The following is a 21,725-nucleotide window of genomic DNA, read 5'->3' as shown; positions in this document are numbered from 1 at the left end:
CCGGCGGCTGGAGGTGGTGGGGGACTTCAACCCCCGGGGAAACCTCAAGACGGTGGTCCGGGTAGGGGGTTAGAACCTGTCTCAAAATTGCTTCCGGCTACAAGAGGCCTAAATGGCGGCATACGGCGTCCTGAAGGGAAAATCGTCCTCAACGCAGCGCTGCTGCGCCTCCGGGCGATTTCCCCTTCCCTCCTTGTCTGTCGCCATTTATTCTCTCTTTCGCTTCGAAATCAATTTTGAGACAGGTTCTAGAAACTGGAGACTGGAAGCGAGGATGTTTTTCCGGTCCCCTGGCATAACCCATCTGCCTAAAACCGTTATTCCCTAATCAAATCTCTCGGGGCGTTTCAAAAAAGGAAGCGCCCGGACGCTCCCTTTTCATGTCAAGGCATCGGCATTTGGGCGAGGGAGGCCGGCACGGGCCCCGGCACTCAGGTGGCCTTGGCGCGTTCGATAAAGGCCCGGAGCTTGCGGTGGTCCTTTTTCCCCTTGCGGGCTTCCACCCCGCTGCTGACGTCCACGGCATAGGGGCGCACGTGGCGAACCGCCTGGGCCACGTTCTCCGGCGTCAGTCCGCCGGCGAGGATGACGGGTCCGAAACGCTTGGCCTCAAGGGCGATGTCCCAGTTGAAAAGCGTGCCCGTCCCGCCGAAGGAATCCGGGGTGTAGGCATCCAGGAGATACGCCGCCACGTGATACAGGGAGAGGGGCTCCAGGTCCTCCAGGTCCCGCACCCGGAGGGCCTTGATGGCCCGGGTCACGATGTTACAGGCCTCCGGCGGCTCCTCCCCGTGAAACTGCACGGCGTCCAGGTGGCACTGGTTTACGGTGCGCCTGATGTTCTCGGCCGTCTCGTTGACGAAGACGCCCACCGTGGTCACATAGGGGGGAAGGGCCGGGATTATCGCTGCCGCGTCCCGGAGCGATACGGACCGCGGGCTCCCCTTGAAGAAGACGAAGCCCAGGGCGTCCGCTCCCATCCCGGCCGCGGCCAGGGCGTCATCGCGGTTGGTGATGCCGCAGATCTTCACACGGACCATTTCCTAGTATAACGCGCGGGCCCGCCCCAAATACAGAGTCGGTGCGCGGGTCAGTGGCGCGCGGGAGGGGTTTCCTCGGGCGGACCCAGGAGCTCGTTCATCCGTGCCTGGATGTCGGGGGACTCCATGAAGGCCGTGCCCACGAGGATGGCGTCCACGCCAGCCTCCTCGAGCCGCTCGACGTCGCGCCGGGCGCCGATGCCGCTTTCGCTCACCACGGTCTTCTCCCGGGGGATGTCCTTCATCAGGGCGAACGTGCTCCCGAGGTCGACCGACAGGGTGGAGAGGTTGCGGTTATTGATGCCCACGATGTCCGCTCCCGAGCGGAGGACCCTGTCCAGGCCCCGGAGGTCGTGGGCCTCGAATAGGACGGCCAGGCCCATCTCCCGTGCCATCTGGACGAACTCCTTCCCCTGGGAGCCTTCCAGGATGTCGGCGATGAGGAGCACGGCGTCCGCTCCCCGGGCGCGGGACTCATGGAGCTGATACTCCTCGATGATGAAGTCCTTCCTCAGCACCGGTAGGCCGGAGGCCCGCTTGACCTGGGCGATGTAGGCCAGGTCGCCCTGAAAGAAGTCCTCCTCGGTGAGGACCGAGATGGCGTCGGCGCGGCTGTCGTAGGCGCGGGCGATGCTCCGGGGGTCGAAGTCCCGACGGATGACCCCCCGCGAGGGGGATGCCCGCTTCACCTCGGCGATGAGCCGGATGCCTCCCCGGGGCAGGCCGTCTTCCCGGGGCCGCGTTACGGCCGCGCGGAAGTCCCGGGGCGCCTCGGCGTCCCGCGCCCTGGCACGGACCTCCCTGAGGGGCAGCTCCCGCATGGCGGCCGCCAGGCGTTCCCTGCGCCTCAGGACTATATCGTCAAGGATGCCCATTTTCAGAAGTTTAGTCGGAAAGCGCGGCGTTTTTCAACGGACCGGGAGAGCGCATGCGCTGGGGCAGGGCAGTTGACAAGACCCTGTTCATGCGTTAGATATTCTGATAGGCAAGGCTTATTGTTTTGGCGAGGGAGCTGACGGTCCGCCTGGCGGGGGGCGGGGCGCGCGGGGCGGACATTCGGCTCTTTTTAGTGAGGGAGGAGAGATGCCGGCTGGAGAAAACGTAACGGAGAGCAACCCCTTGGGCGCCTTCGGCGAGGCAAGGAGAGGCAGCGTGGCCTCGGTCCGCGGCAGCGTGGTGGACGTCCGGTTCGAGAGTGGCCTTCCCCCCATGGGCACGGAGCTTCGGGCCGGGGAGAACGGCGAGGTCGTCCTGGAGGTGCTCACCCACGTAAGCGCGGATACCGTCCGGAGCATCTCTCTCACGGCCACGCGGGGGCTTCCCCGCGGCTCTCCGGTCGTCGACACCGCCCACCCTCTTCGGGTGCCCGTGGGAAAAGAGACCTTGGGCAGAGTCTTCAATGTCTTCGGGGAGACCATAGACCGGCGGGAGCCCCTGGGTGAATCCGCAAAGAGGCCCCTCCGGCGCCCCCGGGTTCCCCTTACCGAGCGCACCGTCGTCTCCGAGGTCTTCAGCACCGGCATCAAGGCCATCGACGTGCTTTCCCCCCTGGAGCGCGGGGGGAAGGCGGGGCTCTTCGGAGGGGCCGGGGTGGGCAAGACCGTCCTTATCATGGAAATCATCCACAACATGGTGGGCCTGCACAAGGGGGTGAGCCTGTTCTGCGGCATCGGCGAGAGGGTGAGGGAAGCGGAGGAGCTTTACAGGGAAATCCGTGAGGCCGGGGTCCTCAAGAACTCCGTGCTCGTTTTCGGGCAGATGAACGAGCCCCCCGGGGCGCGCTTCCGGGTGGGGCATGCCGCCATGACCATGGCCGAGTATTTCCGGGACGACGAGAGGCAGGACGTGCTCCTTCTGATGGACAACATCTTTCGCTTCATCCAGGCGGGCTCGGAGGTCTCGGGCCTGATGGGCCAGATACCTTCCCGGGTGGGATACCAGCCCACCCTGGCCACGGACCTGGCGGAACTGGAGGAGCGCATCTGCTCCACCAGGAGCGGGTCCATAACCTCGGTGCAGGCCGTCTACGTGCCCGCCGACGACTTCACCGACCCCTCGGCGGTGCACACCTTCACCCACCTCTCGGCCTTCGTGGTGCTTTCCAGAAAGAGGGCCGGCGAGGGTCTCTATCCCGCCGTGGACCTCCTTCAGTCCGACTCCAAGATGCTCATGCCCGGCATCGTGGGAGAGAGGCACTACCGCATAGCCCAGCACATCCGCTCCACCCTGGCCGCTTACGAGGACCTGAAGGACATCATCGCCATGCTGGGCCTGGAGGAGCTTTCCCGGGAGGACCGGAAAGTGGTCAACCGGGCGCGACGCCTGGAGAGGTTTCTCACCCAGCCCTTCTTCGCCACGGAGCAGTTTACGGGCATCGGGGGGAAGACCGTGGCCCTCACGGACGCCCTCGGCGGCTCCGAGCGCATCCTGAACGACGAGTTCGAGGATTACCCGGAGGAGGCCTTTTACATGATTGGAGGGGTGGAGGATGCCCGGCGGAAGAAAGAGCGGTGGGAGGCAAGAGCGTGAAGCTCAAGGTCATCCTGCCCGAGGAGGTCCTGCTTGAGGAGGCAGCGCGCAAAGTGAAGGCCGAGGACGAGCGGGGCTCCTTCACCCTCCTGCCCCGGCACGTGGACCTGGCCACCTCCCTTGTGCCGGGCATCCTGTCCTTTGAGGACGACTCCGGCCGGGAGGTGTTCGTCGCCCTGGACGCGGGGGTGCTCGTCAAGGCCGGGGGCGACGTGCTGGTCTGCACCCGGCGTGCCGTGCTGGGGCCGGACCTGGGGCAGCTCAGGGAGCACGTGCGGGAGCAGTTCATGGTGCTTGACGAGAGGGAGCGGGCGGCCCGCTCGGTCATGGCGCGGCTTGAGGCCGGCCTCATCCGTCAGCACATACGGCTGGAGGAGTGAGCGTGCAGGAGCCCCGGGAGCAAAGGGACGACGAGGACCGCGAGACCTTCCGCAGGGAGGTGGCAAGGAAGGAGGAGCGGAAGCTTAGGGCCCGGAAGGAAGGGAAAGAGAGCGTGTGGTTCGGGCTCGGGATGTTCGGGCTCGTGGGATGGTCGGTGGCCATTCCCACCCTCATGGGGGTGGCCGTCGGCGCCTGGGTTGACCACCGGTACGGAGGCGGCCAAGTGTCCTGGACCCTCACAGGCCTGGTGGTCGGGTTGGCCCTGGGATGCCTGAACGCATGGTTCTGGGTGTCCAGGGAGCGGAGGGAGATAGAGCGCAGGAGGAGGTCCTCGTCGGATGAAAAGAAAGGGTAGTGCTGCGGATGCACTTTGAGCAGGTGACCACGGAGGTGATGCTGGTGGGGCTCACCCTGGTGCCTCCCCGGGTTTTCTCCGCCATGGTGTTGGTGACCCTGGCCACCTGCATTCTCTCGCCGGCCGCCCTCAGGCGCATGCTGGTTCGGCTTGAGGAGGGTGCCCGATGAGCGCCGACTATGTCCTGGTCCTCCTCCTCTGCGCCCTGGGGGGTGCGGCCCTGGGGGCGGCAAACTATGCGGGCCTCTGGGTGACCACCAAGAGAATCGCCCAGACCGCGCGGCCCTTCGCGGTGAGCCTGGCAAGCCTTCTTCTGAGGATGTCCCTGGTTCTGGGAGGCTTCTATCTCATCATGGACCAGCGGTGGGAGAGGCTCCTCGGGGCCCTGGCGGGCTTCCTCATCGTAAGGACATCCATCATGCACCGGGTGCGTCCGGCGCCCCCCGGGGCGGGGAAAAAGCCCCGGGGGGCGGGAGGCGGGAATGGAAATCACCTCTGACGCCCTGGTCTTCTGGAGATACGGGCCCTTCGCCCTGAACGCCACCATCGTTTTCACCTGGGGCATCATGCTGCTGCTGGCCGGGGGCTCCTGGCTCCTCACCCGGCGGCTCAGCTCGGGGGAGGAGATGTCCCGCTGGCAGAACCTCCTGGAGGTCCTCGTCTCGGGGGCCCGGGACCACATCCGGGACATAAGCCGCCAGGAGCCGGAGAAGTACCTGCCCTTCGTGGGGACCCTGTTTCTGTACGTCTTGACGTCCAACGTCCTGTCCATCGTCCCGGGGTACATCCCGCCCACGGGCTCCCTGTCCACCACGACGGGGCTGGCCATATGCGTGTTTGCGGCCACGCCCCTGTTCGGCGTCCTGGAGCAGGGGGTCGCGGAATACGCCAGGCACTACGTGCAGCCCACGGTCTTCATGCTGCCGTTCAACGTCCTGGGGGAGTTCTCCCGCACCGTGGCCCTGGCCGTCCGCCTCTTCGGCAACGTCATGAGCGGACACCTCATCGCCGCCATTCTCCTGGCCGTCATACCGTTCGTTTTTCCGGTGGTCATGGAGGCCCTGGGGCTTCTGACCGGAGTGATACAGGCCTACATCTTCGCCGTCCTTGCCATCGTCTACATCGCCTCCGCGTCGCGTTCCTTCGAGCAGAAGGAAAGGGAGATGAAGGAGAAGGAAGAGAAAAAAGGAGCAAAGGAGAAAGAACATGGATAGCTTGACGCTTATCGGCATGGTCTCGGCCGCCACGGCGGGCATCACCATCGGGATGGGCTCCATCGGGCCGGCCCTGGGAGAGGGACGGGCCGTGGCCAGCGCCCTCAGTGCCCTGGCCCAGCAGCCCGACGAGGCCAACACCATCACCAGGACCCTTTTCGTGAGCCTGGCCATGATCGAGTCGACGGCCATCTACGCCTTCGTCGTCTCGATGATCCTCATCTTCGCCAACCCGTTCTGGAACCACTTCCTGGCCCAGGCCGCCGCGCAGGGGGGATAGCCCGTGCTCATCGACTGGACGACCACCAGCGCCCAGATCGTCAATTTCCTGGTGCTGGTCTTCCTCCTCAGGCGGTTTCTCTACGGCCCCGTCCTGAGGGCCATGGACGCCCGGCAAGAGCGCATCGCCGCGCGGCTCAGGGAGGCCCGCCAGAAGGAAGAGCAGGCTGACGAGGAGATGCGCTCCTTCAGGCGCAGGCGGGAGGAGCTTGACGAGAAGCGCGAGGAGATGCTCGGGGAGGCGGGCCGCGAGGCGGACAAGAGGCGCAGGGAGCTCGAGGGGAAGGCGCGGGCCGAGGTGGACCGGCTCAAGGACGAGTGGCACGGGGCCCTCGCGCGGGAGAAAAGCGCTTTTCTCCAGGAACTGAGGCGCCTCTCGGGCCGGGAGGTCTTCAGGGTGGCACGGCGGGCCCTGGCCGACCTGGCCGACCACGAGCTCGAGGAGCACATGGTCCATGTCTTCCTCCAAAGGCTTGAGGGTATGAAAAAGGACGAGAAGAGAAAGATGAGGGAAGCCCTCGAAGGCCCTTCAATAAGCGTGGCCACCGCCTTCGAGGTCTCCTCCGGGATGAAGAGGGAGATAGAGAACGCTCTCCGTGAGATTGTGGGGAAGGGCCGGGAGGTCACCTTCGAGGTGCAGAGCGACCTCCTTGCCGGCATCGCCCTCAGAACGCGGGAGCACGTGGTGGGCTGGAACCTCTCTGAGTACCTCGATTCCCTGGAGCGGGCCGCCCGGGAGGCGATAGAAGAAGAAACGGGGGAGGGCGGAGGGGACTCATGACGCGGATGCAGGGGAAAGAGTCCCCGGGGAATGCGCCGGAGACGCTGGCGGCCGTCCTCAAGGAGGCCTTCGAGCCCCTGGAGCACGCCCTCAGGGGGAAGCGGGCGGCCGTTGAGGTACGGGAGAGGGGCACCGTGGTCTCCGTCGGCCGAGGGGTGGCCCGGGTGGCGGGCCTTGAGGGGGCCCGCTCCGAGGAGCTTCTCGCCTTCCCGGGCGGGGTCTACGGGATAGCCTTCAACCTCGACCCGGGCTCCGTGGGGGCCATCCTTCTGGGGGAGAGCCCGGAGCTTGCCGCCGGCTCGGACGTGCGCCGCACGGGGCGCGTCGTGGACGTGCCGGTGGGCGACGCCCTTCTGGGCAGGGTAGTGGATGCCATCGGCCGGCCCCTGGACGGCAAAGGCCCCATAGGCGCCCACCGCCGCCGGCCGGTGGAGCGGGAGGCCCCGCCCATCATGGACCGCCTGCCGGTGACGGTGCCCCTTCAGACGGGCCTCAAGGTGGTCGACGCCCTCATACCCATAGGGAGAGGGCAGAGGGAGCTCATCCTGGGGGACCGGCAGACGGGAAAGACCTCCATTGCCGTGGACGCCATCATCAACCAGCGCGACACGGAGGTGCGCTCCGTCTACTGCTCGGTGGGGCAGCGCGACTCCTCGGTGGCCCGTGTCGCCAGCGACCTGGAAAAGCGCGGGGCGCTCGAGCAGACGGTCCTGGTGGTGGCCTCCGGAGAGGAGCCTGCGGGGATGCGGTTCATCGCCCCCTATGCGGCCATGGCCATGGGCGAGTACTTCATGGAGCGGGGCGAAGACGCCCTGGTCGTCTTCGACGACCTCACGCAGCACGCCCGGGCGTACCGGGAGCTGTCCCTCCTGCTCAGGCGTCCCCCCGGCAGGGAGGCATACCCCGGGGACATATTCTTCATCCACGCCCGCCTCCTGGAGCGCTCCACCCACCTCGGCGAAGAGAGGGGCGGCGGCTCTCTCACCGCGCTTCCCATCATCGAGACGGAGGCGCAGAACGTCTCGGCGTACATCCCCACCAACCTCATCTCCATAACGGACGGACAGATTTACGTCTCCCCCGCCCTGTTCCACCAGGGCGCGATGCCCGCCGTGGACGTGGGGAAGTCCGTCTCCCGTGTGGGAGGCAAGACCCAGCTTGCGGCCTACCGCGCGGTGGCCGGGGACCTCAGGCTCTCGTACTCCCAGTTCGTGGAGCTTGAGAAGTTCGCCCGGTTCAGTACGCGCCTGGACGAGGAGACGAAGCGGAGACTTCAGAGGGGCCGCAGGGTGCGCGAGGTTCTGAAGCAGCCCCTGTACGAGCCCGTGGCCGCGCCGGAGCAGATAGCGGTCCTGCATGCCGTAAACGCGGGGGTCCTGGACGCGGTGCCCCTGGACATGGTGGCCGAGGCCGAGCGGCGCATCCGCGCGGCCCTCTGGGAGAGGCTGCCCGCGCTGGCCGAGAGGGTCCTGGCAGGCGAGAGGCTCGGGGACCGCGACAGGAAGGCCTTGCGGGAGGTTTCCGAGGAAGCCGTCCGCGGCATCACGGAGAGGAGGTAGCCTGTGGCACAGACGCTGCAAGAGCTCGGGCGCCGCATCCAGAGCGCCCAGGACCTTCTGGACATCGTGGGCACCATGAAGAGCCTGGCCGCGGTGAGCATCAGCCATTACGAGCAGGCGGCTGCCTCCATCGGCCAGTACGACCACACGGTGGCGCTCGCCCTGAGGGCGCTGTTTCGGGCAAGACGCGCGGCCCTGGGCCGGCGGGCCCGCCGGGCCGAGGAGGAAGGGGGCGCCGCCTGCGCGGTGGTCTTCGGCTCGGACCAGGGGCTCTGCGGCGCTTTTAACGACCACATCGTAACGCACGCCCTGGGAGCAATGGAGCGGGGCGGGGCCGGCGGCCTCATGACGCTTGTCATCGGCTCCCGGGCCGGGCAGCTTCTTGCGCAGGAGGGGGTGGACATCGACGAGCTCCTGGCCGTGCCGGCCTCCCTGCCGGGCATCACGTCGATTGTCCAGCACGTCCTCACGAGGCTGGATGAATGGCAGAGGGAGCGGGAGATGCGCCGGGTGCTTTTGTTTCATAACAGGCCCCTGGCGGGGGCGGCCTACGAGCCCCGCACCATGCGGCTCCTTCCCCTCGATGAGAGCTGGTACCGGGACCTCATGGAGAAGGGATGGCCCACCCGCCAGGTGCCGGCCTTCACCATGGAGAGGCAGGCCCTGTTTTCGGCCCTTGTGCGGCAGTACCTTTTCGTGTCCCTGTACAGGGCGCAGGCGGAGTCCATGGCCGCCGAGAGCGCAGGCCGCCTCTCGGCCATGCAGGCCGCGGAGCGCAACATAGAGGAGCGGCTCGAGGAGTTCCAGAGCTCTTTCCGGCGCATGCGGCAGAGCGCCATAACCTCGGAGCTCCTGGACGTCATCAGCGGGTTCGAGGCCCTGGGCGGCGAAAGGAGTGAGACATGAAGGAAAGCCAGGTCCGCCAGAACAAGGCGACGCGCCAGTGGGTCATATTCGCCCCGGAGCGGAGGCGCCGGCCCACGGATTTCATGCGCCCCCGGGAGGGCCGCACCCGCGAGCCGGAGCACGACCCGGACTGTCCCTTCTGCCCCGGCAACGAGGGACGCCTGCCGGACATCATCGAGGAGGTGCGCGATGCCCGGGGGCGGTGGCTCACGCGGGTGGTGCCGAACAAGTTTCCCGCCCTGACCCCCACCGGAGAGCTGGCCAGAAGCCGGGAGGGCATCTACCTGGCCATGGGGGGCTTCGGCCACCACGAGGTCATCGTGGAGACGCCCCTGCATAACCTCCAGCCGGGGCAGATGAGCGAGGAGGAGGCGGGCGGCATCGTGCGGACCTACCTCAGCCGTTACCGGGTCCTCACGGAGGAGGAGAAGACGATGATGGTCATCGTCTTTCGAAACCACGGCGAGCGGGCCGGAACCTCCCTGAGGCATCCGCACTCCCAGCTCATCGCCACCGGGATGGTCCCCCACCACGTCCGGTGGAGGGAGGAGGAGGCCGAGCGGTACTTCGACGAATGGGGCCGGTGCGTCTTCTGCGACATCCTGGAGTTCGAGGAGAGGGCGGGCCTGCGCGTCGTCCTCGCGAACGCCTCCTTCCTGGTCTTCGTGCCCTATGCCGCGGAGGTCCCCTTCGAGCTCTGGGTGATGCCCCGCATCCACCGGGCCGATTTCGGAGACATGAGCGAGGAGGAGGCCCGGGACCTGGCCTCGGCCCTCCGGGGGGCGCTGGGCATCCTGCACCGGAGGCTCGGGGACCCGGACTACAACATGGTCGTCAATACCTCTGCGCGCTACCGGGCCGGGGAGCCCCGGCTTCACTGGTACGTGCAGGTCAGGCCGCGCCTTCTTACGGCGGCCGGTTTCGAGATAGGCTCCGGCATCGGCATCAACCCCTCCCTGCCGGAGGACGACGCGGCCTTTCTGCGCGGGGAGGGGAAGCAATGAAGGAGGAGACCGGTATGGTGACGGACCACAGAATCGTGCACATCGAGGATTACGAGCGGCACATCGGCGCGGAGGCCGTGGAGCGCATCCTGAAGAAGGCGGCGGGCCTGCGGGACCTGCACATGGTGCACATAAACTCCACCTATTACGGGGGAGGCGTGGCGGAGCTTCTGTCCTCTCTCACCCTTCTGATGGGAAGCATGGGCATCAAGACGGGCTGGCGGGTCATCCAGGGCTCGCCGGACTTCTTCAGTGTCACCAAGAAAATGCACAACGCCCTCCAGGGCGGGGACATCAACCTCACCGCAAAGAAGAAGCGCATCTACGAGGAGGTCATCTACGAAAACGTCGTCAGGAACCACCTGGGGCACGACGTGGTGGTGGTCAACGACCCGCAGCCCCTGATGATGGTGCAGCACTACCGGAAGCGCGGCCCCTGGCTATGGCGCTGCCACGTGGACCTCTCGAGCCCCAACCCCGAGCTCTGGGACTACCTGGCCCCCGCCGTGGAGATGTACGACGCGGTGGTCCTGACCCTGAAGGGTTACAAGCAAAAGCTCAACGCGCCGCAGCTTTTCCTGACACCCGCCATAGATCCCTTTTGCCTCAAGAACAGGGAGTTTTCGGACGAGGAAATCGACGAGCGCCTCGAGCACTACGGCATTCCCACCGACCTGCCCCTGGTGGTGCAGGTCTCGAGGTTCGACCGCTGGAAGGACCCCCAGGGGGTTATCGAGGCCTTCAAGCTGGCCCGCAAGGAGGTCGACGCCACCCTGGTGCTCCTGGGAAACGTGGCCACCGACGACCCGGAGGGGGCGGCGGTCTACCACTCCCTCCTGGACGAGAGGGAGGAGCGCATCATCATCCTGAGCGTGCAGGACACGGCCCTGGTCAATGCCCTTCAGCGGCGGGCCCACGTGGTGCTTCAGAAGTCCATCCGCGAGGGGTTCGGCCTCACGGTGGCCGAGGCCATGTGGAAGGGCACCCCGGTCATCGGCGGCAACGCCGGGGGCATCCGCTGCCAGATAGAAGACGGGGTCAACGGCTTCCTGGTCTCCTCGGTACAGGAGGCGGCCGAAAGGGTCGTCCAGCTCATCGGGGACGAGGACTTGAGAAGGAGAATCGGCCAGAAGGGGAGGGAGACCGTGAAGGAGCGTTTTCTCCTCTCCCGCCACGCCGAGGAGTACCTGGACATCTTCGCCTCCTTCGACGCGAACTTCAGGCTGCTCAAGGACCGGGTGAGCCGGTACTGCTAGAACCTGTCTTAAATTAGGCCTCTTGCAGCCAGGGGTCCCCGAAAAGTCGCAAGGCTTTTCGGGGCTGAGCCGAAATCAATTTTGAGACAGGTTCTAGGACTCCGGGCGTTCCGTCCGGCGGGAGAGAAAGCCCTCCACCTCCGTGAGGCCGGGAATGCCCGCGCGGCCTCCCGGCCGTCTGCACGCCAGGGCGGCCAGAGCGGCGGCGAACCGGACGGTGCTCAGGAGCTCCCAACCCCGGAGGAGGCCGTAGATGTATCCCCCGTGAAAGACATCCCCCGCCCCCGTGGTGTCCACCGCCTCCACCTCAAACGCGGGCACATGGAAGACGCGGCCCTCCGGGGTGCGGGTCAGGCTGCCCTGGGCCCCCAGGGTGACGGTGAAGGTCCCCGGAAACATGCCTTCCGCCCGGCGAAGGAACTCCTCCTCCCCGCCCGCCCTCATCCCTAGGTCCCGGGCGAACTCCTCCGAGGCCACCACGAAGGGCACCTCCCGCGCCACATCGAGCATGCCCTCCCTCAGGCGCCCGGCGTCCAGCATGGCGGGGATGCCCCGCCTGCGGGCCCCCCGGGCGGCATGCAGAGAGGCCTCGGCCATGAGGCCGTCGAGGTGCAGGAAACGGGCCCCTTCGAGAAAGGCCGGGCCCAGCTCCTTCGCACCGAGCGGGGCGCCCGATGGCCGCCGCCAGTATATGGTCCGCCGGCCCGTGGCCTGCTCGGCCACGATGAAGGCCGTCTGCGACGTCGCCCCCGGCCGGAGGAGAAGGCCCCCGGTGTCCACCCCCTCGGCCTTCAGGCTCTCCCGGATGCGCTCTCCGGCGGGGTCCTCGCCCACCACGCCGTGAAACCGGGTGCTCATACCGAGCCGCCTCAAGGCCACCAGTGCCGTGGCCACGGGCCCGCCCCCCTGCTCCTCCCAGCGGAGGACCTCCTTCTTGGTGTCCTCCGCGGGGAAACGGTCCACCAGGGCCAGGTAGTCCCACGAACACTGCCCGATGCCCACCACCATCATGGGGACCATTATAATGGGAGGGCGGGAAAAGGGAAAGGCGTGGGAGGAAGGCACGGATGGTGAAAATAGCGGAGTATCCCCCTCTTGTCACGGGCTGGCTCCAGAGGAGGTACAAGCGCTTTCTGGCGGACGTGGAGCTTGAGGACGGCTCCGTGGTCACGGCCTTCTGCCCGAACCCGGGGAGCATGATGGGCCTTCTCGAGCCTGGCACGCCAGCCCTGCTTTCGGAAAGCAGCGACCCCGGGAGGCGCACGGCCCATACCCTGGAGCTTCTTCGGCCGGTGGAGGGGACATGGGTGGCGGTCAATACCCTGCGCACAAACGCGTGGGCCGCGAGGGTCATCGAGCGGGGGCTTGCCGGGGAGGCGCTCCGGGGATACGCGGTCGAAAGGAGGGAGGTCGCGTACGGGGACTCCCGGCTCGATTTTCTCCTTGAGGCGGGCCGGGGCGAGGCCTATCTGGAGGTCAAGAGCGTGACGCTCCGGGTGGGAGCGGAGGCGCGGTTTCCCGATGCGGTGACCCTGCGGGGCAGAAGACACCTGAGGGCCCTGATGCGGGCCAGGGAGGAGGGCAAAAGGGCCTTCATGCTCTATCTCGTCCAGCGGGAGGACTGCCGGTGTTTCGCCCCGGCGGAAGACATAGACCGCGAATACGCCCGGGCCTTCCGGGAGGCAGTGGGGGCCGGAGTCGGGGTGGTGGTCCTCGCGCTCAGCGTCGGCGCCCGGGGCGTTTATCTTCTGGGCGGCCTCCCCCTGTGCGGGGGAGACAGGTTCTAAACCAGGCGCCTGCTTATGTAGGGCTCCAGGGTGGTCACGATGCGCCCCCGGTCGAAGACGGTGACCCGACCGGTGCTTTCCGAGACCACCACGGCCACGGAAGCCGTGCGCCGGGTGATGCCGGCGGCGGCCCTGTGGCGGGAGCCCAGGCCCCTCAGTTCCTTAGTCATCACCCCGGCAGCGTCCAGGTGGCGTCCCGCCGCCTCCAGCACGCCCCCCGAGGAGATGACGAAGGCCCCGTCCAGGAGGGCCAGCTCCTTGATGGACTCCACCACCTCGGGGCGGCCTATCTTTCTGTCGGAGCGGGCGTACCCCTTGAAGGGGTTGAAGACGGCCTGGTGGGAGTTGCGGAGCACGTTTTCCTCGTCCCCGATGACGAACATCGTCCCCACCGGCTTACCCTCCCTGCCGCTTGCCCCTATGTCCAGGGCCACGTCCACCATGGCCATCGCCGTGGGGAAGGAGCGCTTGGCCAGGAGGCTTGAGACGTCGAAGGGGAACTCCTGGCTCCAGGAGAGCGACAGGTCGTGCACCGTGATGGTGTCCAGGTGGTCGGAGCCCCAGGGCCCGATGAGGCAGACCACCTTGCTCGTGGGAAGGATGATGCCCTCCAGGACGCCCTGGAGGAAGGCATACTTGATGCGGGAAAACCGTGTCTGGTTGCCCGACCAGCTCTCCAGGGACCCGAGGCCGGCCCGCTTTATCTCGCTGCGGGTCACCGGGAGCCCCCGGGGCAGGACCAGGACGACGTGCTCCTCGCCGGGGAGGCCGGCTTTGAGGTATCTGCGGGCTTCCCGCTCGGTATTGACGAAGACGAAAAGCTTGTCGCTTCCGGTCTCCCCGGCCAGGCGGAGGGCGTTTGCCAGGAGCAGGTTCCTGTGCCGTCCCTTCGTCACACCGCCTCCCCGGGCGGGCTCTCCCCCAGGACGTGCAGGACGAGCTCCCTTTCCCTCGGACGGTTGTCGAAGTCGATGAAGACAATCTGCTGCCAGGTGCCCAGGGTGAGGCTGCCGTCCACCACGGGGACGGTGAGGGAGGGTTTCATGAGGGCGGCCCGGACATGGGCGAAGCCGTTTCCGTCCCCCCAGCGGCGGTCGTGCTCGTAGGGGATGTCGCTGGGGGCCATGTTCTCTATGGCCCGCTTGAGGTCGCTGACGACGCCGGGCTCGTACTCGATGGTGGTGACCGCACCCGTGGAGCCCCGGCAGAAGACGGTAAGCAGCCCGTCCCGCACGCCGGAGCGGGCCACTGCCCGGGCCGCCTCGGCCGTGATGTCCACGATATCGGAGAACCCGCTGGTCCTAAGCGGCAGAAGCTCAGTGAAGCTCATCGTGCCCCGGCCTCGAAGGATGCCGTTTTCATGCGGACCTCCTAGAAAAATTCCGGCGTCCTTCTCATTATAGCGGAATGCGTCAAGAGGCCGAAGAAAGAAGGCGGCAGGGTTTCCATTTGCCGTCGGGAGCCCTGGCCCCCTCGAGAGCCCGTGCCGCCGGGGTCCGGGACCCCCTGTGCTACCATGTCGGAAGGAAGGGATTTTTCCGGGCCTTCCGTGGAGGATATGCCCCAATGAGAAAGCCTGTCCGCCGCAGGGTCATCGTCATCTCTCTGGTTGTCATGGGCGCGGCCCTTGGGGTGGGCCTGGGCTACGTTTTTCTTCGCGGCCTGCCCGAAGGTGTGTGGCGCCATCTCGACAAGGAGCACATCCAGGGGCTCATCCAGTCGGCGGGCCCCTGGGGCTATGCCGTTTCCGTCGGCCTCATGGTGCTGCACTCCTTCGTGCCGTTTCCGGCGGAGTTCGTCGCCATGGCCAACGGCATGGCCTTCGGGGTGCTCATGGGGACGGCGCTGACGTGGTCGGGGGCCATGCTCGGGGCCTTCGCCGCCTTCGGGCTGGCCCGGCGGCTGGGACGCCCGTTCGTCAGGCGCATTTTCAGGGACAAGGACATCGGCAAGCAGGAGAGGCTGGTGGCCGATTACGGGGCCCGGGCGCTCTTTCTGAGCCGCTTCATCCCCGTCATCTCCTTCAATCTCATAAACTACCTCGCCGGGCTGGCGGGCATCTCCTGGTGGACCTTCGCCTGGACCACCGCAGTGGGCATCCTCCCCATCACCACCCTCATGGTGGTCCTCGGCGACAGCATCCACGACCTGCGCTGGCAGGTCTGGACGGGACTCCTGGCAGGGGGCATCCTCCTGACCTTCCTCGTGCACCGACTCTCCCGCCGCCTCGGAAGCAGGCTCTGATGGTACGATAGGGCATGAAACGGGAGAACCGCGTGCTGCTCCTGGTGGGGCCCACCGGGGTGGGAAAGACCTCCGCCTCCGTTCTCCTGGCCCGGAGGCTCGGCACCGAGATAATTGGGGCCGACTCGATGCAGATTTACCGGCACATGGATATCGGCACCGAGAAGCCCACGCCCAGTGAGCGCAAGGAGGTCCCCCACCACATGATAGACATCGTGGAGCCCTCCGAGGAGTTCAGCGTGGGCCGGTACCTGGAGGCCGTGGTGCCCATCGTGGAGCGCCTCCACGGCGAGGGCAGGGTGCCCGTGGTGGTGGGGGGCACGGGGCTTTACGTAAAGGCCATGACGCGCGGTCTTTTCGCCGGGGCGGGGGCGGACCGCGCCCTGCGCACCGGGCTGGCCCGGGAGGAGACGGCGGCCCTGTACGGGAGGCTCCGGGAGGTGGACCCCGAGGCCGCGAAGGCCATAGACCCCCACGACAAGCGGCGCATCGTCCGGGCCCTGGAGGTCTCGCTCCTGAGCGGGGAGAGGATGTCCCGGCTTCAGGAGAGCCGCACCGCTCCGCTGCCCTACCGGTTCGCCAAGGTGGCCCTTTTCAGGGCGCGGGAGGAGCTGTACCGGATGATAGAGGAGCGCGTGGACGGCATGCTCAGACGGGGGCTTCCGGAGGAAGTCCGCCGGGTGCTCCAGATGAACCCCTCACGGACGGCGCTTCAGGCCATCGGTTACAAGGAGCTGGCCGCTCACCTGGCCGGGGAGTACTCCCTGCAAGAGGCCGTGCGCCTTATCAAGAGAAACACGCGGCGCTATGCCAAGCGGCAGCTTACCTGGTTCAAGGGGGAGAAAGGCCTTCTCTGGGTGGATGTTACGGGGCTTGGGAGCGGCCCGGAGGTGCTTTGCCGCCTCTGGCCCGCCTTGGCAATGTACGGCATTCCCTGAGGCGCGCGCACCGAAGGTGCAGCACGGAGCGGCTCCCGCAGAGAGGGGTTTCTCACGGAGCAACGCCTGCTCCCTCCCCGGCGGAGAGCCGCCTCCGCGCAGCCGGCCCCCTCCGGGACGGCCGGGGCATCCTGCCCTCGGAGCCGGCCTCGAAAAGGGGCGCCCATTGCTCGGAGAACTGCATGCGGACGTCTTGTATCTCGCCTCGAGAGACCATCCGCACGGGCATGGAAGACCGCCTCGGAAGGTCCCCCTTCGCGCCCGCCCGCATTGACTCATCATAGCACCGTCTGCGGGCTTTGTGTAGGCCTTTCCCCCTTTGTCGAGCCCCTGTCGGGTAAAATAGAGACGGGGAAGAGCCGATGGAAGTCCACGACAAGAATCGAGGCAACCTTGCCCGGTATAACATCACGGCCTGGTTCTACGACATCCTGGACTTCCCCTGGGAGCTGCGGTACCGGGGGTGGCGGCCCCATCTGGTGGGGGACGTCAGGGGCCGGGTCCTGGAAGCGGGCGTGGGAACCGGCCGGAACCTCAGGCATTATCCGCCGGAGGCGGAGCTTACGGCGCTTGACCTGAGCCCGGCCATGCTCAGGAAGGCGGCGGGGCGCGTCCGCGAGGCCCGCTGCCCGGTGCACTTCCTGCGCGGGGACGCCTGCATGATGGACGAGGTCCCCTCCGATGCCTACGACTGGGTGGTGGCCACTTTCCTCTGCTGTGTCCTGCCCCGGGAGCTTCAGCCCGCGGCCGTCGGAGAGCTGGCCCGCGTCCTGAGGCCCGGCGGGAGGTTCCGCCTGCTGGAGATGGTATACTCCAGCGACCCGCGCCTCCTGCGCCGGCAGAGGATGTTCACGCCCTTTGTGCAGAAGGTCTACGGGGCCCGGTTCGACCGCCATACCCTGAGGCACGTCAGGGAGAACCGGGACCTCGTGGTGACCGGGACGCGCTTCCTCAGGCACGACATCTACCTTCTCATCGAAGGGGAAAAGCGTCAGTAGGGACCTCGGTCCCCCTTTTCTATCCTTTTTCCGGCCCCTTTTCGGCTTTTCATATTTTCTTCATGTTTTCTTCACGGGTTCTTCATATTTGGGGCGTATTGTTTGTGGTACATGGATCATCCCCCCAAAGGAAGGGCGGCTGCAAACCCCCCGCAGCCGCCCTTTACTTATTTTCTCCGGCGAAGGGCTTGACAGGGGGAGCGGGATGTGGTTCAATAGATGTAACTGAATCGCAGTCGCAACAAGGAGCCAGGCCATGGATTATACGAACATAGCGCTTTCGCTTCTGACGGCCGGGGTGGTGGGGTTTTTCTTCGTCCGTTCCCTGAAGAGACAGAAAAGCGGGAGCCACTGCGCGGGCACCGGCGGGTGCTGCTCGGGCTGCGGCGCGGAGCCCCCGGTGGCCGAGAAGACCCAGGCACCGGAGGGTGAGGGGCGGTGCCCCTCCTGTAAATAAGGCCGGGCTCTTTCCCGAGGCCGTGGTGCTCTCGCCTCGGGCCTCCGGGGGGAGGGACCTCGCCGAATGCTCCCCGGGGCAGGCCCATGTCTCCGGTGCCTCGAAGGGCGCATGCCGTCTTCACAATGTTTTCATGGTTTCTTCATCTTGCGTTCAAACATGCGCGTTATCCTCATAGTCAGAGAATGACGAAGAAAGGAGGGCGCAGAGAGATGAGAAAAAATATTTTGGTCATAACGGTGTCGCTGCTCACCGGTCTTCTGGTTCTTGCCGGCATGGGCTACGCCATGGGTCCCGCGATGGGCCATGGTGGTGGATGGGGCATGGGCCAGGGAGGCCCGGGCTCCTTCATGGGCCCTTCGATGGGCCGCGGAATGATGGGCGGATACGGCCAGGGTTACGGACACGGCCAGGGCTACGGACACGGCCAGGGCTACGGGGACGGCCAAGGCCATTTCGGTCCCGGATGGCAGGGCCAGCAGGGTGCGCAGAGAGGCCCCGGCTTTCAGCCCGGCGGCCCCGGTGTACCGGAGGGGCCGGGCCCGGACGGGGCCCCGCGCCAGCCGGGCTTCTATCTGCCGGGATGGCACTGAGATGAAATAGCGGGGAATTTCCTTCATCCTCCTCCCATGAGGGCAGTCGCGCACTCCCCCTTCGCGGCCGCCCTCTTCCTTTTTTTCATGTGCCGTGAAGTCCTTCCGGGCAGGGAAGAAGGGCGGGCGAGGGGACATCTACATGGAGCGAGAGCCGCGCGGCTCAGAGGAGGGGTATGGCCCTTTCGGTGCAACTTTCCGGAGCGATGACAAATGCTCCGCCTTGCCCGTATAATTTTTTCCTATGCTGACGCCGCACTATCTGGGCCACAGGCGCCGGCTGAGGGAGCGCTTTCGGAAGACGGGGTTCGGGGGGTTTCGGGACTACGAGGTCCTGGAGCTTCTCTTGACCTTCTGCATTCCGAGACGGGACGTCAAGCCCCTGGCCAAGACGCTCATTGGGACCTTCGGCGGGCTGCGGGAGGTGCTGGACGCCCCCGCCGAGGACCTCCTCCGGGTGGACGGTCTCGGGGAGAACTCGGCGACGTTCCTCGCCGTGCTCAAGGACTGCATTACCCTCTATCTGCGGGAGGGGGCGCGCAGCGTGGGGCCGGCCATCTCCTCCACGAGGGCCCTGCTGGATTACTGCCGGGCGGCCATGGCCGGATTGAGAGACGAGCAGTTCAGGACGCTCTTCTTCAATACCCAGAACGAGCTGCTGGCCGACGAGGTCGTCCATGAGGGAACCGTGGACCAGGCGGTGGTCTACCCCCGGAAGATAATGGAGCAGGCCCTCCTGCTCAAGGCCACGGCCCTCATCCTCGTGCACAACCACCCCGGCGGCAGCGCGCGGCCTTCGCGGGAGGACAAGCTCCTGACGGAGGAGATCGTCCGCATCGCCCGGGGGCTCCGCATCCGGGTGCACGACCACGTCATCATCACCCCCGGGGGGTACTACAGCTTCCTCGAAAAGGGAGACCTCTAGAGGGCCTCAAAGGGGAACGTTTGCTACGCGTTCAGGAGCCTGGCGGCGTCCTTGGCGTGGTAGGTGAGGATGAGGTCCGCCCCGGCACGCTTGATGGCCGTCAGTATCTCCATCATCGCCGCCGTCTCGTCCACCCAGCCCATCTGGGCGGCGGCCTTCACCAGGGAGTACTCCCCGCTGACGTTGTAGGCGGCCACCGGGAGGTCGAAGGCCTCCCTGACGTCGCTGATGACGTCCAGGTAGGCCAGGGCCGGCTTGACCATGACGATGTCGGCGCCTTCCTCGATGTCCAGCTCCACCTCCTTCAGCGCCTCCCGCCTGTTCGGGGGGTCCATCTGGTAGCTCCTGCGGTCGCCGAACTCGGGGGTGGACTCAGCGGCCTCGCGGAAGGGGCCGTAGAAGGCGCTGGCGTACTTGGCCGCGTAGCTCATGACCGGCACGTCGGGAAATCCGTGCTCGTCCAGGGCGTCGCGGATGGCCTCCACGCGGCCGTCCATCATGTCCGAGGGGGCCACCATGTCGGCGCCGGCCCGGGCGTGGGAGAGGGCCTCGCGGGCCAGAAGCTCGAGGGTCGGGTCGTTCAGGACCCTGCCGGCCTCGACAACGCCGCAGTGCCCGTGGCTGGTGTACTCGCAGAGGCAGACGTCGGTGATGACGTAAAGGTCGGGGACCGCGTCCTTGAGGGCGCGTACGGCCTCCTGCACCACGCCCTTCTCGTCGTAGGCCCCGGAGCCCACCTCGTCCTTGTGCTCGGGGATGCCGAAAAGCAGGACGGCGGGTATGCCCAGCGCGTGAACCTCGCGGGCGTTTTGTACAAGCTCGTCAACGGATTCCTGGAAGCAGCCCGGCATGGAGGAGATGGGCTTGCGCGCCCCCTTGCCCTCGGTGACGAAGAGGGGGTAGATGAAATCCTCGACGCCCAGGCGGGTCTCCCGGACCATCCTCCTGATGACCTCGTTCTGCCTGAGCCTCCTGGGCCTGTGTACGGGAAACATCCTCTTTTCTCCCTCCTGAAAGGCCCCCCTGCGCGGGCGCCGCTCGGGCACCCCTGACGCCGGAACCTGTATTTTCGGAAGGCCCCCTGCATGCGGGCCCCTTGGCGTGGGCCGGTGCGGCAGGCCTCTCCGGCCGGGGCCGCCGTCAATATTAAAACAGGGCGGCTCTCCGTGTAAACATGAAAAGAGGGGGCCGAAGCCCCCTCTCGCGCTTTCTCTCGGGCAAGGGCCGTTCCTTAGCCGCAGGAACCGCCCGCGCACCCGCAGGACGGCGGCTCGGGGTTCTGCCCCTTGATGACGAAACCCTGGTTGACGCCGTCGTCCACGAAGTCCATCTCCATGCCGGTGAGGTTCTGGAAGGTCTGCTGGTCGGCAAAGACCCGGAGGCCGTTCTTCTCCACCACTTCGTCCCCCGCCTGGGGAGTCTCTTCCACGTCCATCCCGTAGGCCGGCCCGCAGCAGCCGCCGCCGGCCGTGTATATTCTCAGGCCCCACTCGGCCTTCGGCAGCGATTTCGGAAATCGTAAACATTCCGTACCTCCAATGAGTTTTCTCCCTCCTAGGATAACCCATCGGGGGAGAAATGACAAGGCGCGGAGCCCGAGATTGGAGCCCGGGGCTCTCATCGTGATGGGGCATGGGTGTTGAGAGGGCGGCGAGTGAGAGCGGTTTGCAGCAGTGACGGGGCATAGAATCGAAATCAGGCGAGACCTGTGTGACTTCCACTGCAAGGTCTCAAGTAGTGTAAAACGAAACTACAAAAGGATTTACGATACAAATGCGCATAAGCCTGATATCAGCATTTCCGTTTCATGCCATCAGCCGAGGTGATTTGTCATTAGAACAATTTTTCATCCGAACTCAAATCTCCCTCACGACCTTCTTAATTAAGAATGGTGAAGGAACGAAGAGCAAAGAACCACTACTGCCATCTAAAACGCGGGAACCAGAGAGTAACCCTGGGCCTGATACCCGATCTCGGATATCCATCCATTTCCCACTCTCTTAATCTCCGGTAAGACTGACGCAGGGTCTACATTAAATACCTTAGCGGCCGCGAGGCAGATCTCGAACTTTATTCCATCCTTTGACATTGCTGTAATTGTCTTGGCAATCTCATCAAGGGTCTTCTGGTCTTCAGGGGAGAAGCCTGCTCTGTTTTTAGAGATTAATTTTACTGACGGACCAATGAACTCAACCACAAAGTCCGGTCCCTTCTTCATTGCCGCCAAATCTCTATATGTCTGGTATATCAAATCCATATGCAGCGCAGCGCTCTTTGCATCGCCTATCCTGAAATCAAAAATTGCCTTGGTCGATTTTACACCCTCAAGAGCCTTGTATTCCTCAGCAGAAACAGAGACTGCAGAGAACAAAAAAATGGCAAGTAATAGATAGTTCAGTATTGTTACTCTCCTCTTCATTCTCATACCCCCCTTCTCTCTTTAGAGATCGCTATTTAAAATATTTTCATAAAATAAAAA

The 21,725-nt window shown here is 65.6% G+C and carries 27 protein-coding genes; 19 read left to right on the top strand and 8 right to left on the bottom strand.

The annotated features are described in order from the left end of the window. Positions 1 to 431 precede the first annotated feature (431 nt). Both P8Y39_06575 and trpC read right to left on the bottom strand, forming a co-directional pair. Positions 432 to 1,040, bottom strand: a complete 609-nt coding sequence (locus P8Y39_06575) for a phosphoribosylanthranilate isomerase (GenBank protein ID MEJ2192003.1) — start codon at positions 1,038 to 1,040, stop codon at positions 432 to 434. A gap of 50 nt (positions 1,041 to 1,090) precedes the next feature. Continuing rightward, the gene (trpC, locus tag P8Y39_06570) at positions 1,091 to 1,915 is read right to left on the bottom strand and encodes an indole-3-glycerol phosphate synthase TrpC (GenBank protein ID MEJ2192002.1); all 825 of its coding nucleotides are present in this window, start codon (positions 1,913 to 1,915) and stop codon (positions 1,091 to 1,093) included. A gap of 208 nt (positions 1,916 to 2,123) precedes the next feature. Between trpC and atpD the strand changes: the two genes are divergently transcribed. The 12 genes from atpD to P8Y39_06510 are packed head-to-tail and all read left to right on the top strand — an operon-like array spanning position 2,124 to position 11,304. Then, positions 2,124 to 3,569 carry a F0F1 ATP synthase subunit beta gene (gene atpD / locus P8Y39_06565; protein ID MEJ2192001.1) on the top strand — a complete coding sequence of 482 codons (1,446 nt, stop codon included), beginning with the start codon at positions 2,124 to 2,126 and terminating at the stop codon, positions 3,567 to 3,569. Next, positions 3,551 to 3,949 carry a F0F1 ATP synthase subunit epsilon gene (locus P8Y39_06560; protein MEJ2192000.1) on the top strand — a complete coding sequence of 133 codons (399 nt, stop codon included), beginning with the start codon at positions 3,551 to 3,553 and terminating at the stop codon, positions 3,947 to 3,949. Before atpD ends, P8Y39_06560 begins: the two co-directional genes overlap by 19 nt. A 2-nt stretch (positions 3,950 to 3,951) precedes the next feature. Further along, on the top strand, positions 3,952 to 4,305 hold the full coding sequence (locus tag P8Y39_06555; GenBank protein MEJ2191999.1) for an AtpZ/AtpI family protein: 354 nt from the start codon (positions 3,952 to 3,954) through the stop codon (positions 4,303 to 4,305). 8 nt (positions 4,306 to 4,313) lie between these two features. Next, complete coding sequence (locus tag P8Y39_06550) at positions 4,314 to 4,475, top strand: hypothetical protein (protein ID MEJ2191998.1); 162 nt, start codon at positions 4,314 to 4,316, stop codon at positions 4,473 to 4,475. Beyond that, positions 4,472 to 4,804: an ATP synthase subunit I gene (locus tag P8Y39_06545; GenBank protein MEJ2191997.1), complete on the top strand. Its 333-nt coding sequence runs from the start codon at positions 4,472 to 4,474 to the stop codon at positions 4,802 to 4,804. Before P8Y39_06550 ends, P8Y39_06545 begins: the two co-directional genes overlap by 4 nt. Next, positions 4,788 to 5,519 (top strand): F0F1 ATP synthase subunit A, encoded by a 732-nt coding sequence (locus P8Y39_06540; GenBank protein MEJ2191996.1) that lies wholly within the window; start codon positions 4,788 to 4,790, stop codon positions 5,517 to 5,519. The genes P8Y39_06545 and P8Y39_06540 overlap by 17 nt, the downstream gene beginning before the upstream one ends. Then, the gene (locus tag P8Y39_06535; protein MEJ2191995.1) at positions 5,512 to 5,799 is read left to right on the top strand and encodes a F0F1 ATP synthase subunit C; all 288 of its coding nucleotides are present in this window, start codon (positions 5,512 to 5,514) and stop codon (positions 5,797 to 5,799) included. Before P8Y39_06540 ends, P8Y39_06535 begins: the two co-directional genes overlap by 8 nt. Positions 5,800 to 5,802: 3 nt before the next feature. Further along, positions 5,803 to 6,579 (top strand): F0F1 ATP synthase subunit delta, encoded by a 777-nt coding sequence (locus P8Y39_06530; protein ID MEJ2191994.1) that lies wholly within the window; start codon positions 5,803 to 5,805, stop codon positions 6,577 to 6,579. Beyond that, on the top strand, positions 6,576 to 8,138 hold the full coding sequence (locus P8Y39_06525; GenBank protein ID MEJ2191993.1) for an alternate F1F0 ATPase, F1 subunit alpha: 1,563 nt from the start codon (positions 6,576 to 6,578) through the stop codon (positions 8,136 to 8,138). The genes P8Y39_06530 and P8Y39_06525 overlap by 4 nt, the downstream gene beginning before the upstream one ends. A gap of 3 nt (positions 8,139 to 8,141) precedes the next feature. Then, positions 8,142 to 9,044 (top strand): F0F1 ATP synthase subunit gamma, encoded by a 903-nt coding sequence (locus P8Y39_06520; protein ID MEJ2191992.1) that lies wholly within the window; start codon positions 8,142 to 8,144, stop codon positions 9,042 to 9,044. Beyond that, positions 9,041 to 10,048, top strand: coding sequence for a galactose-1-phosphate uridylyltransferase (galT, locus tag P8Y39_06515; GenBank protein MEJ2191991.1), 1,008 nt, complete (start codon positions 9,041 to 9,043; stop codon positions 10,046 to 10,048). The genes P8Y39_06520 and galT overlap by 4 nt, the downstream gene beginning before the upstream one ends. Then, a complete protein-coding gene (locus P8Y39_06510; protein ID MEJ2191990.1) occupies positions 10,045 to 11,304 on the top strand; it encodes a glycosyltransferase in 1,260 nt (419 codons plus the stop codon). Before galT ends, P8Y39_06510 begins: the two co-directional genes overlap by 4 nt. A gap of 93 nt (positions 11,305 to 11,397) precedes the next feature. Here the strand turns inward: P8Y39_06510 and P8Y39_06505 are convergent, their stop codons facing one another. Then, positions 11,398 to 12,315 carry a PfkB family carbohydrate kinase gene (locus P8Y39_06505; protein ID MEJ2191989.1) on the bottom strand — a complete coding sequence of 306 codons (918 nt, stop codon included), beginning with the start codon at positions 12,313 to 12,315 and terminating at the stop codon, positions 11,398 to 11,400. 56 nt (positions 12,316 to 12,371) lie between these two features. Between P8Y39_06505 and sfsA the strand changes: the two genes are divergently transcribed. Then, positions 12,372 to 13,091, top strand: a complete 720-nt coding sequence (gene sfsA, locus P8Y39_06500) for a DNA/RNA nuclease SfsA (GenBank protein ID MEJ2191988.1) — start codon at positions 12,372 to 12,374, stop codon at positions 13,089 to 13,091. Here sfsA and P8Y39_06495 read toward each other — a convergent pair. Beyond that, positions 13,088 to 13,987 (bottom strand): diadenylate cyclase, encoded by a 900-nt coding sequence (locus P8Y39_06495; GenBank protein ID MEJ2191987.1) that lies wholly within the window; start codon positions 13,985 to 13,987, stop codon positions 13,088 to 13,090. The two genes, sfsA and P8Y39_06495, sit on opposite strands and share 4 nt — an antisense overlap. Continuing rightward, complete coding sequence (locus P8Y39_06490) at positions 13,984 to 14,421, bottom strand: secondary thiamine-phosphate synthase enzyme YjbQ (protein ID MEJ2191986.1); 438 nt, start codon at positions 14,419 to 14,421, stop codon at positions 13,984 to 13,986. The genes P8Y39_06495 and P8Y39_06490 overlap by 4 nt, the downstream gene beginning before the upstream one ends. 236 nt (positions 14,422 to 14,657) lie before the next feature. On the opposite strand from P8Y39_06490, the gene P8Y39_06485 reads away from it, so the two are divergent. From P8Y39_06485 to radC, 6 genes are all read left to right on the top strand, one after another. Then, on the top strand, positions 14,658 to 15,335 hold the full coding sequence (locus P8Y39_06485; GenBank protein MEJ2191985.1) for a TVP38/TMEM64 family protein: 678 nt from the start codon (positions 14,658 to 14,660) through the stop codon (positions 15,333 to 15,335). Positions 15,336 to 15,349: 14 nt separating this feature from the next. Beyond that, complete coding sequence (miaA, locus tag P8Y39_06480; GenBank protein ID MEJ2191984.1) at positions 15,350 to 16,273, top strand: tRNA (adenosine(37)-N6)-dimethylallyltransferase MiaA; 924 nt, start codon at positions 15,350 to 15,352, stop codon at positions 16,271 to 16,273. 362 nt (positions 16,274 to 16,635) lie between these two features. Continuing rightward, entirely contained in the window at positions 16,636 to 17,271 is a 636-nt protein-coding gene (locus tag P8Y39_06475; protein ID MEJ2191983.1) for a class I SAM-dependent methyltransferase, read from the top strand. A 256-nt stretch (positions 17,272 to 17,527) separates the two neighbouring features. Continuing rightward, the gene (locus P8Y39_06470) at positions 17,528 to 17,728 is read left to right on the top strand and encodes a hypothetical protein (GenBank protein MEJ2191982.1); all 201 of its coding nucleotides are present in this window, start codon (positions 17,528 to 17,530) and stop codon (positions 17,726 to 17,728) included. Between the two features lie 212 nt (positions 17,729 to 17,940). Beyond that, on the top strand, positions 17,941 to 18,321 hold the full coding sequence (locus tag P8Y39_06465) for a hypothetical protein (GenBank protein ID MEJ2191981.1): 381 nt from the start codon (positions 17,941 to 17,943) through the stop codon (positions 18,319 to 18,321). A gap of 244 nt (positions 18,322 to 18,565) precedes the next feature. Continuing rightward, positions 18,566 to 19,246, top strand: coding sequence for a DNA repair protein RadC (radC, locus tag P8Y39_06460; protein ID MEJ2191980.1), 681 nt, complete (start codon positions 18,566 to 18,568; stop codon positions 19,244 to 19,246). 23 nt (positions 19,247 to 19,269) lie between these two features. Here the strand turns inward: radC and hemB are convergent, their stop codons facing one another. The 3 genes from hemB to P8Y39_06445 all read right to left on the bottom strand — a co-directional run bounded on the left by hemB (position 19,270) and on the right by P8Y39_06445 (position 21,671). Beyond that, a complete protein-coding gene (hemB, locus tag P8Y39_06455) occupies positions 19,270 to 20,241 on the bottom strand; it encodes a porphobilinogen synthase (protein MEJ2191979.1) in 972 nt (323 codons plus the stop codon). 236 nt (positions 20,242 to 20,477) lie between these two features. Next, entirely contained in the window at positions 20,478 to 20,867 is a 390-nt protein-coding gene (locus tag P8Y39_06450) for an iron-sulfur cluster assembly accessory protein (protein MEJ2191978.1), read from the bottom strand. A 306-nt stretch (positions 20,868 to 21,173) separates the two neighbouring features. Further along, positions 21,174 to 21,671, bottom strand: coding sequence for a DsrE family protein (locus P8Y39_06445; GenBank protein MEJ2191977.1), 498 nt, complete (start codon positions 21,669 to 21,671; stop codon positions 21,174 to 21,176). Between the last annotated feature and the right edge of the window lie 54 nt (positions 21,672 to 21,725).

This window comes from Nitrospirota bacterium, from assembly GCA_037386965.1.
GTDB lineage: Bacteria > Nitrospirota > Thermodesulfovibrionia > Thermodesulfovibrionales > JdFR-86 > JARRLN01.
The sequence above is the reverse complement of the archived record's forward strand: the minus strand, read 5'-3'. Positions and strand labels throughout refer to the sequence as shown.

Bases quoted from the DNA above. Each gene is read 5' to 3' on its own strand.
- P8Y39_06575 (MEJ2192003.1), bottom strand. From the start codon at position 1,040: ATGGTCCGTGTGAAGATCTGCGGCATCACCAACCGCGATGACGCCCTG.
- trpC (MEJ2192002.1), bottom strand. From the start codon at position 1,915: ATGGGCATCCTTGACGATATAGTCCTGAGGCGCAGGGAACGCCTGGCG.
- atpD (MEJ2192001.1), top strand. From the start codon at position 2,124: ATGCCGGCTGGAGAAAACGTAACGGAGAGCAACCCCTTGGGCGCCTTC.
- P8Y39_06550 (MEJ2191998.1), top strand. From the start codon at position 4,314: ATGCACTTTGAGCAGGTGACCACGGAGGTGATGCTGGTGGGGCTCACC.
- P8Y39_06545 (MEJ2191997.1), top strand. From the start codon at position 4,472: ATGAGCGCCGACTATGTCCTGGTCCTCCTCCTCTGCGCCCTGGGGGGT.
- P8Y39_06540 (MEJ2191996.1), top strand. From the start codon at position 4,788: ATGGAAATCACCTCTGACGCCCTGGTCTTCTGGAGATACGGGCCCTTC.
- P8Y39_06535 (MEJ2191995.1), top strand. From the start codon at position 5,512: ATGGATAGCTTGACGCTTATCGGCATGGTCTCGGCCGCCACGGCGGGC.
- P8Y39_06525 (MEJ2191993.1), top strand. From the start codon at position 6,576: ATGACGCGGATGCAGGGGAAAGAGTCCCCGGGGAATGCGCCGGAGACG.
- galT (MEJ2191991.1), top strand. From the start codon at position 9,041: ATGAAGGAAAGCCAGGTCCGCCAGAACAAGGCGACGCGCCAGTGGGTC.
- P8Y39_06510 (MEJ2191990.1), top strand. From the start codon at position 10,045: ATGAAGGAGGAGACCGGTATGGTGACGGACCACAGAATCGTGCACATC.
- P8Y39_06505 (MEJ2191989.1), bottom strand. From the start codon at position 12,315: ATGATGGTGGTGGGCATCGGGCAGTGTTCGTGGGACTACCTGGCCCTG.
- sfsA (MEJ2191988.1), top strand. From the start codon at position 12,372: ATGGTGAAAATAGCGGAGTATCCCCCTCTTGTCACGGGCTGGCTCCAG.
- P8Y39_06490 (MEJ2191986.1), bottom strand. From the start codon at position 14,421: ATGAGCTTCACTGAGCTTCTGCCGCTTAGGACCAGCGGGTTCTCCGAT.
- P8Y39_06485 (MEJ2191985.1), top strand. From the start codon at position 14,658: ATGAGAAAGCCTGTCCGCCGCAGGGTCATCGTCATCTCTCTGGTTGTC.
- miaA (MEJ2191984.1), top strand. From the start codon at position 15,350: ATGAAACGGGAGAACCGCGTGCTGCTCCTGGTGGGGCCCACCGGGGTG.
- P8Y39_06475 (MEJ2191983.1), top strand. From the start codon at position 16,636: ATGGAAGTCCACGACAAGAATCGAGGCAACCTTGCCCGGTATAACATC.
- P8Y39_06470 (MEJ2191982.1), top strand. From the start codon at position 17,528: ATGGATTATACGAACATAGCGCTTTCGCTTCTGACGGCCGGGGTGGTG.
- P8Y39_06465 (MEJ2191981.1), top strand. From the start codon at position 17,941: ATGAGAAAAAATATTTTGGTCATAACGGTGTCGCTGCTCACCGGTCTT.
- radC (MEJ2191980.1), top strand. From the start codon at position 18,566: ATGCTGACGCCGCACTATCTGGGCCACAGGCGCCGGCTGAGGGAGCGC.
- hemB (MEJ2191979.1), bottom strand. From the start codon at position 20,241: ATGTTTCCCGTACACAGGCCCAGGAGGCTCAGGCAGAACGAGGTCATC.
- P8Y39_06450 (MEJ2191978.1), bottom strand. From the start codon at position 20,867: ATGAGAGCCCCGGGCTCCAATCTCGGGCTCCGCGCCTTGTCATTTCTC.
- P8Y39_06445 (MEJ2191977.1), bottom strand. From the start codon at position 21,671: ATGAGAATGAAGAGGAGAGTAACAATACTGAACTATCTATTACTTGCC.